Origin of the sequence: Dokdonella ginsengisoli (assembly GCF_042652785.1) — a bacterium.
GTDB lineage: Bacteria > Pseudomonadota > Gammaproteobacteria > Xanthomonadales > Rhodanobacteraceae > Dokdonella_A > Dokdonella_A ginsengisoli.
The window spans coordinates 85,274-100,001 of sequence record NZ_JBHSHD010000007.1; the positions used below are offsets into that span (position 1 = coordinate 85,274).

General features: G+C 68.6%; 13 protein-coding genes. 9 read left to right on the top strand and 4 right to left on the bottom strand.

The window, feature by feature from the left end:
- The first annotated feature begins 213 nt into the window (after positions 1-213).
- From ACFO6Q_RS08010 to ACFO6Q_RS08035, 6 genes are all read left to right on the top strand, one after another.
- Positions 214-792, top strand: coding sequence for a gamma-glutamylcyclotransferase (locus ACFO6Q_RS08010; protein ID WP_380020104.1), 579 nt, complete (start codon positions 214-216; stop codon positions 790-792).
- 127 nt (positions 793-919) lie between these two features.
- Positions 920-1,642, top strand: coding sequence for an rRNA pseudouridine synthase (locus ACFO6Q_RS08015; RefSeq protein WP_380020105.1), 723 nt, complete (start codon positions 920-922; stop codon positions 1,640-1,642).
- Positions 1,643-1,652: 10 nt separating this feature from the next.
- The gene (locus ACFO6Q_RS08020; RefSeq protein WP_380020106.1) at positions 1,653-2,159 is read left to right on the top strand and encodes a YgjP-like metallopeptidase domain-containing protein; all 507 of its coding nucleotides are present in this window, start codon (positions 1,653-1,655) and stop codon (positions 2,157-2,159) included.
- Between the two features lie 98 nt (positions 2,160-2,257).
- Positions 2,258-2,695 carry a hypothetical protein gene (locus ACFO6Q_RS08025; RefSeq protein ID WP_380020108.1) on the top strand — a complete coding sequence of 146 codons (438 nt, stop codon included), beginning with the start codon at positions 2,258-2,260 and terminating at the stop codon, positions 2,693-2,695.
- Positions 2,685-4,097, top strand: coding sequence for a UvrD-helicase domain-containing protein (locus ACFO6Q_RS08030; protein ID WP_380020109.1), 1,413 nt, complete (start codon positions 2,685-2,687; stop codon positions 4,095-4,097). The genes ACFO6Q_RS08025 and ACFO6Q_RS08030 overlap by 11 nt, the downstream gene beginning before the upstream one ends.
- Positions 4,098-4,251: 154 nt before the next feature.
- Positions 4,252-5,178 carry a Dyp-type peroxidase gene (locus ACFO6Q_RS08035; protein WP_380020110.1) on the top strand — a complete coding sequence of 309 codons (927 nt, stop codon included), beginning with the start codon at positions 4,252-4,254 and terminating at the stop codon, positions 5,176-5,178.
- A gap of 12 nt (positions 5,179-5,190) precedes the next feature.
- Here ACFO6Q_RS08035 and ligA read toward each other — a convergent pair whose 3' ends face one another.
- Entirely contained in the window at positions 5,191-7,554 is a 2,364-nt protein-coding gene (gene ligA, locus ACFO6Q_RS08040; protein ID WP_380020111.1) for an NAD-dependent DNA ligase LigA, read from the bottom strand.
- Positions 7,555-7,940: 386 nt separating this feature from the next.
- Here ligA and ACFO6Q_RS08045 point away from each other — a divergent pair, with 386 nt between their 5' ends.
- Positions 7,941-8,783 (top strand): tetratricopeptide repeat protein, encoded by an 843-nt coding sequence (locus ACFO6Q_RS08045; RefSeq protein WP_380020112.1) that lies wholly within the window; start codon positions 7,941-7,943, stop codon positions 8,781-8,783.
- A 210-nt stretch (positions 8,784-8,993) separates the two neighbouring features.
- On the opposite strand, the gene ACFO6Q_RS08050 is transcribed toward ACFO6Q_RS08045, so the two are convergent.
- On the bottom strand, positions 8,994-9,434 hold the full coding sequence (locus ACFO6Q_RS08050; RefSeq protein WP_380020113.1) for a hypothetical protein: 441 nt from the start codon (positions 9,432-9,434) through the stop codon (positions 8,994-8,996).
- Entirely contained in the window at positions 9,431-9,994 is a 564-nt protein-coding gene (locus tag ACFO6Q_RS08055; RefSeq protein ID WP_380020114.1) for an RNA polymerase sigma factor, read from the bottom strand. Before ACFO6Q_RS08055 ends, ACFO6Q_RS08050 begins: the two co-directional genes overlap by 4 nt.
- 125 nt (positions 9,995-10,119) lie before the next feature.
- On the opposite strand from ACFO6Q_RS08055, the gene ACFO6Q_RS08060 reads away from it, so the two are divergent.
- Both ACFO6Q_RS08060 and ACFO6Q_RS08065 read left to right on the top strand, forming a co-directional pair.
- A complete protein-coding gene (locus ACFO6Q_RS08060; RefSeq protein ID WP_380020115.1) occupies positions 10,120-10,446 on the top strand; it encodes a hypothetical protein in 327 nt (108 codons plus the stop codon).
- A gap of 74 nt (positions 10,447-10,520) precedes the next feature.
- On the top strand, positions 10,521-12,746 hold the full coding sequence (locus ACFO6Q_RS08065) for a M14 family zinc carboxypeptidase (protein WP_380020116.1): 2,226 nt from the start codon (positions 10,521-10,523) through the stop codon (positions 12,744-12,746).
- Positions 12,747-12,753: 7 nt separating this feature from the next.
- On the opposite strand, the gene ACFO6Q_RS08070 is transcribed toward ACFO6Q_RS08065, so the two are convergent.
- Positions 12,754-14,643 (bottom strand): HAL/PAL/TAL family ammonia-lyase, encoded by a 1,890-nt coding sequence (locus ACFO6Q_RS08070; protein ID WP_380020117.1) that lies wholly within the window; start codon positions 14,641-14,643, stop codon positions 12,754-12,756.
- Between the last annotated feature and the right edge of the window lie 85 nt (positions 14,644-14,728).

Below are 14,728 nucleotides of genomic sequence, written 5' to 3' on the forward strand. Positions count from 1 at the left end.
GATTCTGCCGCTATTCCCACAAGGCGTTCCACCATCGAAGACTGCTCATCCAAGTCGCCGCCTTCCATGGATGCCTGCGTTCGCGGGCATGACGTCAGGCGAGTCAATCGGACTTTCCTCAGCCGTGCAGGCGCTTGCTTCCCGACGCCCAGAGGTCGGCAAGTGAACCGCACGCTGTACCATGCGCGCAGGACGTTTCGCTCGCCACTACCGATGTCTCACGACACGATCGCGCTCAACCAGCGCATGAACCGTTTCGGCGGCCACGCGCAGGTGTGGCTGTTCGGCTACGGGTCGCTGATCTACAAAGCCGATTTTCCGTACATCGAACGGCGCCAGGCGCGCATCCGCGACTGGTCGCGCCGCTTCTGGCAAGGCTCGCACGATCACCGCGGCACGCCCGACGCGCCCGGCCGCGTGCTGACCCTGGTGCCGGATCCGGGCGCGCTCTGCGCCGGCATGGCCTACCTGATCACGCCGGAAGTGTTCGCCCATCTCGACCATCGCGAAAAGAACGGCTACCTGCGTCACGCGACGACGATCGAGTTCGACGACTGCGACCGCGCGGAAGGACTCGTCTACATCGCAGCACGCACCAACGCGGCTTGGCTCGGCCCGGCCTCGGAGGCGGAGATCGCGCACCATATCGCGACGTCGGAAGGGCCGAGCGGCCCCAACCGCGACTACCTCACGCACCTCGCCGAGGCGCTGCGCGCGCTCGGCGAGCACGACGCGCACGTGTTTGCCGTCGAGAAGCACCTGAATGCGCTCGACCGTCGGGAACCCGGCTGAGGGTATCGACGTCCGGCCGATCGTTTTCTCTACAGGAGGAGGAATACTCGCGGCGGCATGACGGCCGAAACGCCTGCCCGCGGCGCACACCTTTAGACTGCACGCCCTGCTTTCCCGACCCTTGCCCATGTCCGACCCCGTTCGTCTCGCCAAACGCGTCGCCGCCCTGCTCCGCTGCTCCCGCGCGGAGGCCGAGCGCTACATCGAGGGCGGCTGGGTATCGGTCGACGGGATGGTGATCGAACAGCCGCAGCATCGGGTGTCGACCGAGACGGTGACCGTCGACCCCGATGCTCGCCTCGAAGCGGAAGAACCCGCGACCGTTCTGCTGCACAAGCCCGCCGGCTTAGACACCATCAGCGGCCCCAATCCGGCCACGGCACTGGTGACGCCGGCGACACGCTGGGCGGAAGACGTTTCCGGCGTGCGCCTGCTCAAGCGCCATTTCGTCCGGCTGACGCCGCTGGTGCCGCTCGACCGTGACGGCAGCGGCCTGATGGTTCTGACCCAGGACGGCCGCGTCTGGCGCAGGCTCACCGAAGACGGCGACCAGATCGAGCAGGAGTTCATCGTCGAAGTCCACGGCGAGATCGCGCCCTACGGCTTGCACCGCCTCAACCACGGCCTCAGCCACCAGGGGCGCGTGTTGCCCCCGTGCAAGGTCAGCTGGCAAAGCGAAACCCGCCTGCGCTTCGCGATCAAGGCGGTACAGGGCGGGCAGCTGCGCGACATGTGCGCGCAGGTCGGGCTCGAGGTCGTGGCGATCCGGCGCATCCGCATCGGCAAGATCTCGCTCGGCAAGATGCCCGCGGGGGCCTGGCGTTATCTGCCGGTCGGCGAGCGCTTTTGAGGCGATGCCCTTGAAGTACCTCGCGGGATATCCCGAAGCCACCCAAGCGCGAGTTCGCGCCCTGATCGCGCAGGACCGGCTCGGCACGTACTTGCGCGACAAGTACCGCGAGCCGCACGAGGTGCGCACCGACAAGGCGCTGTACGACTACGTGCAGGCTCTGAAGGAGCGCCACCTGCGCAAGGCCGAACCGCTCAACAAGGTCGTCTACGACGGCAAGCTGCAGGTGATGAAGCATGCACTCGGCACGCACACCGCGGTGTCCCGCGTGCAGGGCAGTCGGCTCAAGGCCAGTCGCGAAATCCGCATCGCCGGCGTGTTCCGTGATGCCCCGGGGGACTTCCTGAAGATGATCGTGGTGCACGAACTGGCGCACTTGAAGGAACGCGAGCACAACAAGGCTTTCTACCAGTTGTGCACGCACATCGAAGCGGACTACCACCAGTTGGAGTTCGATTTGCGGCTGTATCTGACCCATCTGGAATGCAAAGCCTGGATGGTCGGTAGCGGGAGCTAAAAAGGAATGGGTTGGCGCGAAAGGGCAATGGCGGCGGCTCCCCTGAGAGGGGCCTCCTTCGAGGCCAGGCCCTTCGCGCCCTGGGTTATCGAACGGTCGTGTTGGTTGACAATGACAAGCCGACCGATCCTGGGGTCATCGCCACTCATCAAGCCGCAGGTGGCCGACACATCCAATGGGAGACGGGTCGCGCCACCGAGCACGAGTTGTTTCTTTCCCTTGATGACACGGGCGTAAATGCGCTGATCGCACGGGCGGTGACCCTCCATGGACAAGAAAGCGTAGCGGACAGCATCCGCATTTGCTCAGGAGGAGCATTCACCTTGAATGGAATACAGGGAGAGGCACTGTCGAATGGATTCCAACCCAACGTGCGCCAGCTGTTGGGCGATGTCGCCCACAAGAGTAGGTGGTTCAAACAACAAGGCATCTTCGAGGGCATTGCTCGAGACATCGTCGGTCCGCGGTTCGCTCAGGCCTCGCCAGGCTTCCAGCAACACATGAACAATCTGTTTGGCTGGGCTCATGAGCATTGAGGATGATCTGCTCGTAGTTCGACGCGGCTCGGTGACAGCTCCCGCGGGATGCGGCAAAACCCACACGATCGCCGCTGCCTTACGCCAGCATCGCGGCCACCTTCCCGTCTTGGTGCTGACGCACACAAACGCAGGCGTCTGCGCATTGCGCCTCAGGCTTCGGAGTTTGGGCGTGCCTGCGAGCGCCTATCGGGTGGCCACCATCGATGGCTTTGCCAAGCGACTGGCCGCGACCTTCCCCCGACGGAGCCAGATCAACCCAGGCGTGCTCGAACTGAACAACCCAGGGGCGGACTACCCCGCGATAAGCCAGGCGGCCATCACCGTCCTCGAGGGCCGCCATCTGGATGGTGTCCTGTCGGCCACCTACTCGCGACTTCTGGTGGATGAGTATCAGGATTGCTCCCAAACTCAGCATCGGATCGTCAACAACTTAGCGCTCGCCCTTCCTACCTGCATCTTGGGCGACCCCATGCAGGCAATCTTCGGCTTCGCAGAGCGCTTGGTTGATTGGCAGGCCGACGTGCTTACGAACTATCCGTCGATAGGAGTGCTAAACATCCCTTGGCGTTGGCTCAACGCAGGGACCGGCGATCTCGGAACATGGCTTCTCGGTGCACGCCATGAACTCGAGCGTGGGCACAAGATCGACCTACGCACCTTGCCTCAACGTATTGAATGCATCCAGGTAGCTCCTGACCAGGGCGACATCCGCAGACAGGTCACCATGCGGATACGTGCCGCAACCGGCCAGGGGTCGGTGCTGGTCATTGGAGACGCCCGCAACGTGGCCGGTCGGCATCAGTTAGCCGGGCAAACTCCCGGGGCCACCGTTGTTGAAACGGTCGACCTGCGGGACCTCACCAGCTTCGGCCGCAATTTCGATCCGATCGCTGCGGATGCCACGGCGCGGTTATTGAACTTCGCTTCGTCACTCATGACCAACTTGGCCGCTGCTCAGACCCTTCAACGTTTGGCTTCGTTGCGCGTCGGCCGCGCTAGAAATCAGGCTACGCAGATGGAAGCCGCATTGCTGATGTTCGAAGAGGAACGAACATTGAGGGCCGCCCACGGGGCAGTCATGGCTATGCGGGAACAAGAGCAAGTGCGCGTTTATCGGCATGAAGTCTTGGAGCGATGCTTGCGCGCTCTTGAGCAAGCCTCGGACGGACGCTGCTCTTTCCATGAAGCAACGATCCGCGAACGCGAAAGGTTCCGCCAGAGGGGGCGCCCATTGGCGCGAAAGAATGTAGGAAGCACGCTGCTCTTGAAGGGGTTGGAAGCTGAGGTGGCGGTAATCCTCCACCCGGAAGCAATGGACGCCCGCCACCTCTATGTGGCTTTGACCCGGGCCTCCCACCGCATTGTCGTTTGCTCGCCCACCCCTGTCTTGCCGTCCTAGAGCTACGTCTTATTGGTGCTGTCCCCTTCGCGCCTCCAACTAAAGCGGCCGGCTCGCCCCAGTACCTCTGCCGATGAGAACTCGGGTCGGAGTGCACTTTCCTTGCGCCGCGTGCGGCGGCCGCTACACTGGCCGAAAAACGACGGGGCCAGACGTGTCCGCAATTCCACAGCCGGTGGTGGCCAAGCTCACGCGCGCCGCCATCTTCATGGTCCTGACCCTGAAACCCGAGCCCGAACATCGCCGCACGGTGCGCGCGCTGTGCGCCGACCTGTCCGGGCTGCTGCGCGCGGTCGGCTTCCGCGACCTGGAAGGACGCCTGTCCTGCGTGATGGGCTTCGGCTCCGATGCCTGGGACCGCCTCTTCGGCGAACCGCGGCCGAAGGAGCTGCATCCGTTCCGCGAGATCCGCGGGCAGCACCACGCGGTCTCCACGCCCGGCGACATCCTGCTGCACCTGCGCGCCACGCGCATGGACCTGTGCTTCCAGCTCGCCATCCAGATCATGTCGCGTCTGGGCGACGCGGTCGCCACCGCCGACGAGGTGCACGGCTTCGCCTATTTCGACGACCGCGACCTGCTCGGCTTCGTCGACGGAACGGAGAACCCGGTCGACCAGGCGGCGATCGACGCGGCGATCGTCGGCGACGAGGACCCGGCGTTCGCCGGCGGCAGCTACGTGATCGTGCAGAAGTACCTGCACGACCTGAAACGCTGGAACGCCGTGCCGGTGGAGCAGCAGGAGAAATTCGTCGGCCGCACCAAGCTCGACGACATCGAACTCGACGACGACGCCAAGCCGAGCTACGCGCACAACGCGCTGACCACGATCGAGGAAGACGGCGAGCAGCTGGAGATCGTGCGCGACAACATGCCGTTCGGCGAGATCGGCAAGGGCGAGTTCGGCACCTGCTTCATCGGCTACGCCCGCTCGCCGCGGCGCATCGAGCAGATGCTGGTCAACATGTTCGTCGGCCGTCCGCCCGGCAACTACGACCGCCTGCTCGACTACAGCAAGGCGGTCACCGGAGCGCTGTTCTTCGTGCCGTCGGCGACGTTCCTGGACGCGGTCCCGGACTGACGGCCGACGGCCCTAGGCCTGCTCCGCCAGGAACGCCTGCAGCTTCGCCTCGTCCCAGATCTCCACGCCAAGCTCCTGCGCCTTGTCGAGCTTGGAGCCGGCGGCCTCGCCGGCGACGACGAAGCTGGTCTTCTTCGACACGCTGCCGGCGACCTTCGCGCCGAGCGCTTCGAGCCTGGCCTTGGCTTCGTCGCGCGTGAGCGCGGTCAGCGTGCCGGTGAGAACGACGGTCCTGCCTTCGAGCGGGCCTTCCGCGGCCACGTCCGCCGCGGGCACCACGCTGCGCAGCTTCGCCAGCGCGTCGGCGCAGCGGCGCAGCAGCAGGCCGCCCGCGCCGGAATCGGCGAAGGCGCGCAGCGCGGTCGCGGTGTCGGCCGGCAGCCCGGCCGCGGCCAGCGCCTCGGCGTTGGCGGCGAGGACGGCCTGGATCGAATCGAACGCCGCGGCGAGCTGGTCGGCGCGCTTGGCCGTGAGCTTGGGAATCTCCGCCTGCGCCAGCACGTTGCCGAGCGCGAGTTCCGCGCGCAGCTTCGGCGACGGCGCGTGCACGTCGGTGATCTCCACGCCGCGCGCGAGCAGGTCGTCGATGACGCGCTGGTTGCCGGGCTGCTCGAAGAACGCGTCGATCGCGCGCGCGACCTCGCCGCCGATGTCTGGCACCAGCTTGAGCAGCGGCCACGGCAGGTGGCGGATCAGGGCGAGGTCGCCGAACCAGGCGGCCAGCGCCTTGGCCGTGCTCTCGCCGACGTGCTCGATGCCGAGCGCGTAGAGGAAGCGTTCCAGCGTGGTGCGGCGACTGTGCTCGATCGCCTCGATCAGGTTCTCGGCCCATTTGGTCGCGATCTTGCCGGCCTTCACCGTCTCCGGCGTCGTTCCGTCGCGCTCGTCGGCGCGGCGCTTCATCTCCAGCAGGTCTTCGAGCTTGAGCTTGTACAGGTCGGCGACCGAGCCGAGGTAGCCGAACTCGCCCAGGTCCTCGATGTAGCGCTCGCCGAGGCCGTCGATGTCCATCGCGCGGCGCGCGGCGAAATGGAACACCGCCTGCGTGCGCTGCGCGGCGCAGGTCAGGCCGCCGGTGCAGCGCGCGACCGACTCGCCCTCCTCGCGCACGATGTCCGAACCGCAGATCGGGCAGTGCGAAGGCATCTGCCAGGGATGCGTGCGCGCCGGGCGCAGCTCGGGCACCACGCGCACGACTTCCGGGATCACGTCGCCGGCGCGGCGCACGATCACCGTGTCGCCGACGCGCACGTCCAGCCGCGCGACCTGGTCGGTGTTGTGCAGGGTCGCGTTGGTCACGGTGACGCCGCCGACGAACACCGGTGCCAGCCGCGCGGTCGGCGTGGCGGCGCCGGTGCGGCCGATGTTGACCTCGATCGCCTCGACGCGCGTCTGCTGCTCCTGTGCCGGGAACTTGTGCGCGATCGCCCAGCGCGGCGTGCGGCCGACGAAGCCGAGCTCGCGCTGGCCGGCGAAGTCGTCGAGCTTGTAGACGACGCCGTCGATGTCGAACGGCAGCGCGTCGCGCTGCGCGCCGATGCGCGCGTAGTAGGCGAGGCACCCGGCGGCGCCGCGCGCGGTGTCGACCAGGGGACTGACCGGAAAGCCCCACTCGCGCAGCTTCTTCAGCATCGCCGAATGCGAATCGGGCAGCTTGCCGCCCTCGACCACGCCGAGCGCGTAGGCGTAGAACGCCAGCGGCCGCTGCGCGGTGATGCGCGGATCGAGCTGGCGCAGGCTGCCGGCGGCGGCGTTGCGCGGATTCACCAGCGGCTTGATCTTGCCGTCCGAGGCGCGCGCCTTCTCGTTGTAGGCCTCGAAGCCGGCGCGCGGCATGTACACCTCGCCGCGCACTTCGAGCACGGCGGGCCAGTCGTTGCCGCGCAGCTTCAGTGGGATCGCTTTGATCGTGCGCAGATTGGCAGTGACGTCCTCGCCGCGCGCGCCGTCGCCGCGCGTGGCGCCGCGCACGAACACGCCGTCCTCGTAGCGCAGGCTGATGGCGAGGCCGTCGAACTTCGGCTCCACCGAGAACAGCGGCGCGTCGATCTCCAGGCGCTCGACGATGCGGCGCACGAAATCCTCGACTTCGCCGTCGGTGAACGCGTTGGCGAGCGAGAGCATCGGGATCTCGTGCAGCACCGTGGCGAACGCCGACGACGGCGCGTTGCCGACGCGCTGGGTCGGCGAATCGGGCGTCGCCAGCTCGGGATGCTCGGCTTCCAGCGCTTCCAGCTCGCGCATCAGCTTGTCGTACTCGGCGTCCGGGATGTCGGGATCGTCGAGCACGTGGTAGCGGTAGTTGGCGTCGTCGATGCGCGCGCGCAGCTGCGCGGCACGCGCGGCGGGCTTGTTGCGGGAATCAGGGGCGGTCATGGCGCGGATTCTAGAGTGTTTCCCGGCTGTCTTAAGCGGCCGTCGACAGCTTCGTCATCCTCGCAAAAACGGGAGGCGCTTCTCAACAGCCGAAGGCTGGTCGTACATCACCCGCCCACCTGTCCTGGCTCAACCGTGGACCGTACCGCTCGCGCAAGAAAATCGTCTCTCTCGCAGGGACGCCGAGAACGCAGAGAAGATCATCCGAAAGAATTCTTCTTGCTCTCTCTGCGTTCTTGGCGTCTCTGCGAGGGTCCGCCTCTCGCCGCTGCACCGCGTTGTGCGGCGGCTGCACCTCGGTCAGCGCAAGCCTTGCCGCACGGCGGCGTGACGCGTCGCCCGGTTGTGCGCACACTGCGGCGAGTACCTGCCGACAGGAGGCTGCGATGGCGAAGAAGGACTGGGCGGCGTTTGCGCACCCGGACAAGGCGTACGACTACGCCGGCGACAAGCTGGCCAAGGCGTGGGCGAAGCTGCACGCCGGCGACCAGGAGCCGTTCCCGGACGACGAGCACGTCGCCGCCCTGCTGAAGGCCAGTCCGAAGCTGGGCAAGGACGCCGGCGCGATCGCCGCGCAGCTGCAGGACGCCTGGCGCGCCTTCCATCGCGGCGATTTCCAGCAGGCCTACGAACAGGGCGTCGCACTGAAGGCGGCCGGCGCCTCGGTCGCCGTCAAGGCCGGCGGCATTCACGCCACCTACCTCGTCGACGACGCCAAGGCCCGCGTGGCGCGCTACGAGGAGCTGGTCCGCCTCGCCGACGAGGCGCTCGCGGCGCTGCCGGGCGAGGCCAACAGCCACTATCGCCGCGCGTTCGCGATCGGACGGCTGAGCCAGGCCATCTCGATCACCCAGGCGCTGGCGCAGGGCCTGGCCGGCAAGGTGCGCGAAGCGCTCGACCGCACGCTCGACCTCGCCCCCAGGCACGCCGAGGCGCATACCGCCTTCGGCCTGTACCACGCCGAGATCGTCGGCAAGGTCGGCGGCATGCTGGCCAAGCTGACCTACGGCGCCAACGCCGCCGACGCGGAGAAGCACCTCAAGCAGGCGCTGAAACTCACGCCGGATTCGCCGATCGCCTGGATCGAGTACGGCAACGGCCTGCTGCTCCTGCACGGCGACAAGCGCGAGGACGAGGTCGCCGAGGCCTGGGACAAGGCGGCCAAGCTGAAGCCGCGCGACGCGATGGAAGCGCTCGACGCGGCCTGGGCGCGCGAGCAGCTCGAATAGCGTCCGGCTGCTCGAATGCGGATGGCGCGGGGATTGCCGGAAGAACCGCCGGCGCGCGGGCGCGAAGATTCGAGCGGGGCTTTCAATGGATGCCCGCGTTCGCGGGCATGACGTCGATGAGGCGGTTCGGGCTTGCGCAGCGGACTGTTCGCGCGCGCGCTGTCCGCCCCGTGAGGCGAGCGCGTGCATGCGGCTGCGGGCAAGCTCGCGCTAGCGCAGATGCCCGCGCCAGCCCTCGAACAGGCGCGAGACGCCGACGCAGGCCAGCAGCGCGAACAGCCACGGATTGGCCAGCAGGCGCGCGACCGGCGCCAGGGTCTGCAGCCAGCCCAGGCCGATGACCGCGATCGTCGTGCCGACCGCCAGTCCGAACAGCGCCACCAGCACGCCGATCAGGCCGCGCTCGAAACGGCGGTCGCGCTCCTCCGCCGCGGCGGCCTCGGCTTCGACGTGCTGCACGACGCGGCTGGCGAAATCCGCCGGCAGGGTTTCGTCCAGCGGCTGGCGCAGGGCGCGCGCGAGCTGCCGGTAGCGCAGCAGGCGCGCGTCCTCGCCGGCGCTGGGCAGGCCGCGCCGCTCCTCGTCCAGGGCGCGTTCCTGCCGCTCCCATTCGCGTTCGATCGATGCCCGGCGGTGATGTTCGGTGCTCATGCGGCGACTCCGAAGCGGTTTTCCAGGGCCTCGCGCAGGCGCAGGCGCGAGCGGAACAGGTGGCTCTTGATCGTACCATCGGCCAGACCGGTGATCTGCGCGATCTCGGCGATGGACGCCTCCTCCAGGTGATACAGCGTCAGCACGGTGCGCTGCAGCGGCGGCAGCGCCTCGATCGCCGCGTGCAGGTGGCGCGCCGCCTCGGCGTCGGCGCAGGCGGCCTCCAGGTCGAACTCGTCGCCGACGCTGTCGAGCACGTCGTCCTCGTCGGCGGCGGCCGGCTCGGCCAGCGGCAGGCGCTGCTTCTCGAGGTGGCGCAGCGCGATGGAGTAGGCCACGCGGCCGATCCACGACTTCAGCGCGCTCTCGTAGCGGTACTGGTGCAGCGACTGGTGCACGCGCAGGAACGTCTCCTGGCACAGCTCGCGCGCGTCCTCCGGATGGCGCACCATGCGCTGGATGATGTGCCAGCACAGGCCCTGGTACTCGCGTACCAGGCGCTCGAAGGCGCCGCGCTCGCGCGCGAGCACGGCTTCGACCAGGGCACGGTCCGGGTTCATGTGCGGGCATCATCCATGCCGGCTACGGATACGTCGAGCGCGGCGGCGGTTGCAGCGGGGCAGCTGCAACCGCCGCCGCCCCGCCCGTATCCCAGATGCCCGAACCCCCAACCCGCGAGTCCGCCATGGAATTCGAACTGCTGATCCCGATCGTGCTGTTCCTGTGCATCACCTACTGCGTGAAGCTGGTGATCGACGCCCGCCTGCGCAGCAGGATGCTCAAGGAGGGCGGATCGACCGAGCTGATGCGCTCGATGGTCCAGAACGAGCAGCAGCAGCGCCGCCAGTCCTCGCTGCGCTCGGGCCTGATCCTGACCGCGGTGGCGATCGGCTTCGGCACGATCCAGGCCTTCGGCTGGAACGAGATCAACGCCGGCGTCGTCGCCGTGCTGGCCGCGGCGACCGGCCTGGGCAACCTCGTGTTCTACGCGCTCACGCGCAAGCTGGACTGAACCGCGGTTTCGTCGCTTCCGCACGCGGCGGCGCACGGCTAGTATCCGGCGGGCCCTCCTGCGCCGGAACCGCCATGCGCCCTTCCCTGCTCGTTCTCGCCCTCGCCGCCTGCTGCGCGAACCCGCTTCGCGCCGAGGAATGGGTGATACAGGCGCACTATCCCGACCGCGCCGCGCTGATCCGCGCCGCGTCGCGCTTCCAGCACGTGGACGTCGACGCGCAGCGCCAGGTCCTGCGCGTGGACACCGACGAAGCCGGCATCCGCGCGCTCGAGGACGCCGGCCTGAGCGTGAGCATCGACGCCGGCGAAACCGCGCGCCTGCGCGGCGCCTACGCGAAGATGCGCGAGGCGATCCAGTCGCGCGCGCCGCAGTTGACCGGGGACGGCTACCCGAGCATCCCTGGCTACGCGTGCTACCGCACGGTGGAAGGCACCTACCAGACCATGGACGACCTGGCCGCGGCGCAGCCGGGCCTGGCCGAGGTGCACGAGATCGGTCCGACCTGGCAGAAGACGCAGAACACCGCCCAGGGCTACACGATGCGCGCGCTGCGCGTGACCAACCTCGCCACCGCCGCGGCCGATCCGCAGCGGCCGAAGATGGTCGTGTTCGGCTCCATCCACGCGCGCGAGTACACGCCGGCCGAGCTGCTGACGCGCATGGCCGAATGGCTGGTGACCGGCTACGGCAGCGACGCGCAGGCGACCTGGCTGGTCGACCACGTCGACTTCCGCTTCGTGCTGCAGGCCAATCCGGACGGGCGCAAGAAGGCCGAAACCGGCATCTGGTGGCGCAAGAACACCGACACGGTCAGCGGCAACTGCAGTTTCGACGCGGAGAGCTCCGGCATCGACCTCAACCGCAATTTCCCGTTCCACTGGCATACCACCGGCGAGACCGGCTCCAGCAGCGACCGGTGCGACGAAACCTATCGCGGCCCGACCGCCGGCTCCGAACCGGAGACGCAGAACCTCGTCAGCTACGTCGCCGGCGCGCCCGGCAGCGGCGGCGTCTACAGCGGCGGCGTTCTGCCCGACCGCCGCGCCGACGGCGTCGACGCCGCCGCGCCGGACGACTACGCCGGCCTGTTCTTCGACATCCACAGCTATTCGCGACTCGTGCTGTGGTCGTGGGGCGACACCGAATCGCCGGCGCCGAACGACACGGCGCTGCGTTCGCTCGGCCGCCGCATGGCCTGGTTCAACGGCTACACGCCGCAGGCCGCGATCGAGCTGTATCCGACCGACGGCGCCACCGACGACACGTTCTACGGCCTGCTCGGCGTGCCGTCGTACACGATCGAGCTGGGCAACGCGTTCTTCGAATCGTGCAGCTCGTTCACCGGCGCGACCTATCCGAAGAATTTCGCCGCGCTGAAATACGCCGCGCGCACCGCGCACGCGCCGTATCGCCTGGGGGCCGGGCCGGACGTCTACGACCTAGCCGTCTCCGCCGTCGCGCAGGGCGCCGGCGGGTCGTACGTGACGCTGACCGCCACCATCGACGATCTGCGTTACAACCAGTCCAATGGCTCGCAGACCACCTACGCGATCCAGGCCGCCAACGCCTACCTCGACACGCCGCCATGGCAGCCCGGCGCGACGCCGATCGCCCTCGCGGCGACCGATGGCGGCTTCAACGGCAAGACCGAGGCGGTGCACGGCGACGTCGCCCTGAGCGGCCTCGCGCCGGGGCGGCACATCCTCTACGTGCAGGGCGTCAACGCGCTCGGCGGCGGCACGCCGGGTGCACCGGACGCGGTGTTCGTCGACGTGCCGGCGCCGTCGGGCGACGTCACCGCCACGCCGGTGGCAGTCGGCGAAGGCGCGATCGACCCGTCGACGCCGCAGACCGTGCCGTCCGGAACTTCGCTCGGCTTCACCCTGACGCCGGCGCCGGGCCACCACGTGGCGACGGCCGAAGGCTGCCCCGGCACGTTCGCCACACCGACCTACACGACCGCGCCGCTGCTCGCCGACTGCACGCTCACCGCGACCTTCGAGCCCGATCCGCACACGGTCGGCGGCACCCTGGCGGACCTCACCGGCGACGGCCTCGCGCTGCGCCTGAACGGCGGCGCGGAACTGGCAATCCATCCGCCGGCGACGACCTTCCTCTTCCCCGACCCGCTGCCCTACGGCGCCGCGTACGAAGTGACGATCGCGACGCAACCGGCGGGCCAGACCTGCACGATCGCCGACGCCGCCGGCACCGTGGCCGCCGACGTCGACGACGTCGCGGTGAGCTGCGCGGACGCGTCGTCCGACGTCATCTTCGACGACGGCTTCGATCCGTAATCCGGACTCAGCCGACCAGCGTTCCGGACGCCACCAGCTCGCAGACCGCCTTCACGTCGCCGTCCATCGCGCGGTCGCGCGACATGAATGCGATGCGCTCGCGGATCGTCGCGTGCGCCTTCGCCACCGCCTCGCCGGCGTGGAAGTCGCGCGCGCCGGCCAGCGCGGCGGCCAGCGCCTGCACCTCGCTCTCGAACTGCGCGCGCGAGGGATGATTCGCCTCCGGCGCGTTGGCGATCTTCGCCGCCAGCTCGCGCCAGTCGCCGCGCTCGGCCAGGCGGCGTGCGGCGTTGAGCATGTCCTGGCGGTAGTCCAGCGCCTGCGCCGCGGTGTACAGCTCCAGCGCCAGCACGTGGCTCAGGTCCTCGGTCATCTCCAGCACGTGGCGCGCCTCGTTGGCGCCCATCGAGACGTGGTCCTCGGCGTTCGCGCTGGTCGGCACCGAATACACCGAGGCCGGATGCGCGCGCGTGGCGAGGTCGTTGACCAGCGCCGCGGCGGTGTACTGCACGATCATGAAACCGGAATCGGTCGCGTCCTCGTTGCCGATCAGGAACGCCGGCAGGCCGTCGTTGGTGGCTGGATCGACCAGCTTGTTCAAACGGCGCTCGGAGATCGATGCCAGTACCGGAATCGCCGCCTTGACGTAGCTCATCGCCAGCGCCAGCGGCATGCCGTGGAAATGGCCAGCGGAGACGACCTGGTCCTCGATGACCTCGGCGCCGGCCGCGTCCGGGAACACCAGCGGATTGTCGGTGACGGCGTTGAGTTCGATGTCGAGCACGCGCGCCGCCTGCGCGATCGCGTCGCGCACGGCGCCGTGCACCTGCGGCATGCAGCGCAGGCAGTAGGCATCCTGCGGCTGGTGCTTCTTGCCGCCCTTGAACGGCAGGAAGCGCGTGTAGAACGCCTCGCGGCCGTGGCGCTGCGAAGCCGGCACCCAGTCCCAGGCGATGTCGAAGTTGCGCTGGCGGTCCTGCGCGTCGCTCCACGCGTCGGCCAGCCAGCTGCGGAAGCGCGGCACCAGGTGATAGGCGATGTCGGCCAGCGTCGAGCCGCGCAGCAGCGCGCGGATACGCTCGGCAGTCTCGACCTGCCCCGGATGCGGACGCAGCGCGTGCACTTCCGGCTTGAACGCGCCGACGCGTCCGGCGAAGGCGTCCAGCGTCATCGCCGCGGCGAGGTCGGCGGTGGCCACCAGCGTTTCCAGGCGATCCAGCGCGAGCACGCCGCAGGCCAGCATCTGCGCGGTGCCGTTGTTGAGCGCGAGACCTTCCTTGAACGACAGCCGCACCGGCTCGAGGCCGGCGCGGCGCAGCGCTTCCGCGCCGCTCACGCGCTCGCCGCCGTGGAACGCCTCGCCGCCGCCGAGCAGCACGATCGCCAGATGCGACAGCGGCGCGAGGTCGCCGCTGGCGCCGACCGAACCCTTCTGCGGAATCAGCGGGATCACGTCGCGGTTCAGCAGCTCGCCCAGCGCCTGCAGCGTCGAGACGCGGATGCCCGAATGCCCGCGCATCAGCGTGTTGATGCGGATCGCCAGCATCGCGCGCACGACCTCGGCCGCGAACGGCTCGCCGACGCACACGGCGTGCGTGATGACGAGGTTGTGCTGCAGCTCTTCCAGCAGCGTGCCTTCGCGCTTCTCCGGATTGCCGCCGGGCAGCTCGTCGCGCACGCGGTGCGCGCCGAGCAGCTTGTCCGCGTTGCTGCCGAAGCCGGTGGTGACGCCGTAGATCGGCTCGCCCACGCTGACCTTCTCGGCGAGGAAATCGGCCGCGCGCTGCACGTGCACGAGCTGCGCCGCGTCCAGCGCGACGCGCGCACCGCGCGCGATCGCGACGAGCTGCTCGCGGGTCAGGCTGTTGCCGTCGAGGGTGATGGTGTTCTTCTGCATTGGAATTCGAACCTTGTTCCGTGCTGCCGTCATTCCCGCGAAGGCGGGAATCCAATTTGCTTTCGAGGGCATAGCGGCCAAGCAC

What these genes read in the sequence shown, in the direction of transcription:
- ACFO6Q_RS08050 (WP_380020113.1), bottom strand. Translation starts at nt 9,434, where the DNA reads ATGAGCACCGAACATCACCGCCGGGCATCGATCGAACGCGAATGGGAG.
- ACFO6Q_RS08060 (WP_380020115.1), top strand. Translation starts at nt 10,120, where the DNA reads ATGGAATTCGAACTGCTGATCCCGATCGTGCTGTTCCTGTGCATCACC.
- ACFO6Q_RS08065 (WP_380020116.1), top strand. Translation starts at nt 10,521, where the DNA reads ATGCGCCCTTCCCTGCTCGTTCTCGCCCTCGCCGCCTGCTGCGCGAAC.
- ACFO6Q_RS08070 (WP_380020117.1), bottom strand. Translation starts at nt 14,643, where the DNA reads ATGCAGAAGAACACCATCACCCTCGACGGCAACAGCCTGACCCGCGAG.
- ACFO6Q_RS08015 (WP_380020105.1), top strand. Translation starts at nt 920, where the DNA reads ATGTCCGACCCCGTTCGTCTCGCCAAACGCGTCGCCGCCCTGCTCCGC.
- ACFO6Q_RS08045 (WP_380020112.1), top strand. Translation starts at nt 7,941, where the DNA reads ATGGCGAAGAAGGACTGGGCGGCGTTTGCGCACCCGGACAAGGCGTAC.
- ACFO6Q_RS08030 (WP_380020109.1), top strand. Translation starts at nt 2,685, where the DNA reads ATGAGCATTGAGGATGATCTGCTCGTAGTTCGACGCGGCTCGGTGACA.
- ACFO6Q_RS08055 (WP_380020114.1), bottom strand. Translation starts at nt 9,994, where the DNA reads ATGAACCCGGACCGTGCCCTGGTCGAAGCCGTGCTCGCGCGCGAGCGC.
- ACFO6Q_RS08010 (WP_380020104.1), top strand. Translation starts at nt 214, where the DNA reads ATGTCTCACGACACGATCGCGCTCAACCAGCGCATGAACCGTTTCGGC.
- ligA (WP_380020111.1), bottom strand. Translation starts at nt 7,554, where the DNA reads ATGACCGCCCCTGATTCCCGCAACAAGCCCGCCGCGCGTGCCGCGCAG.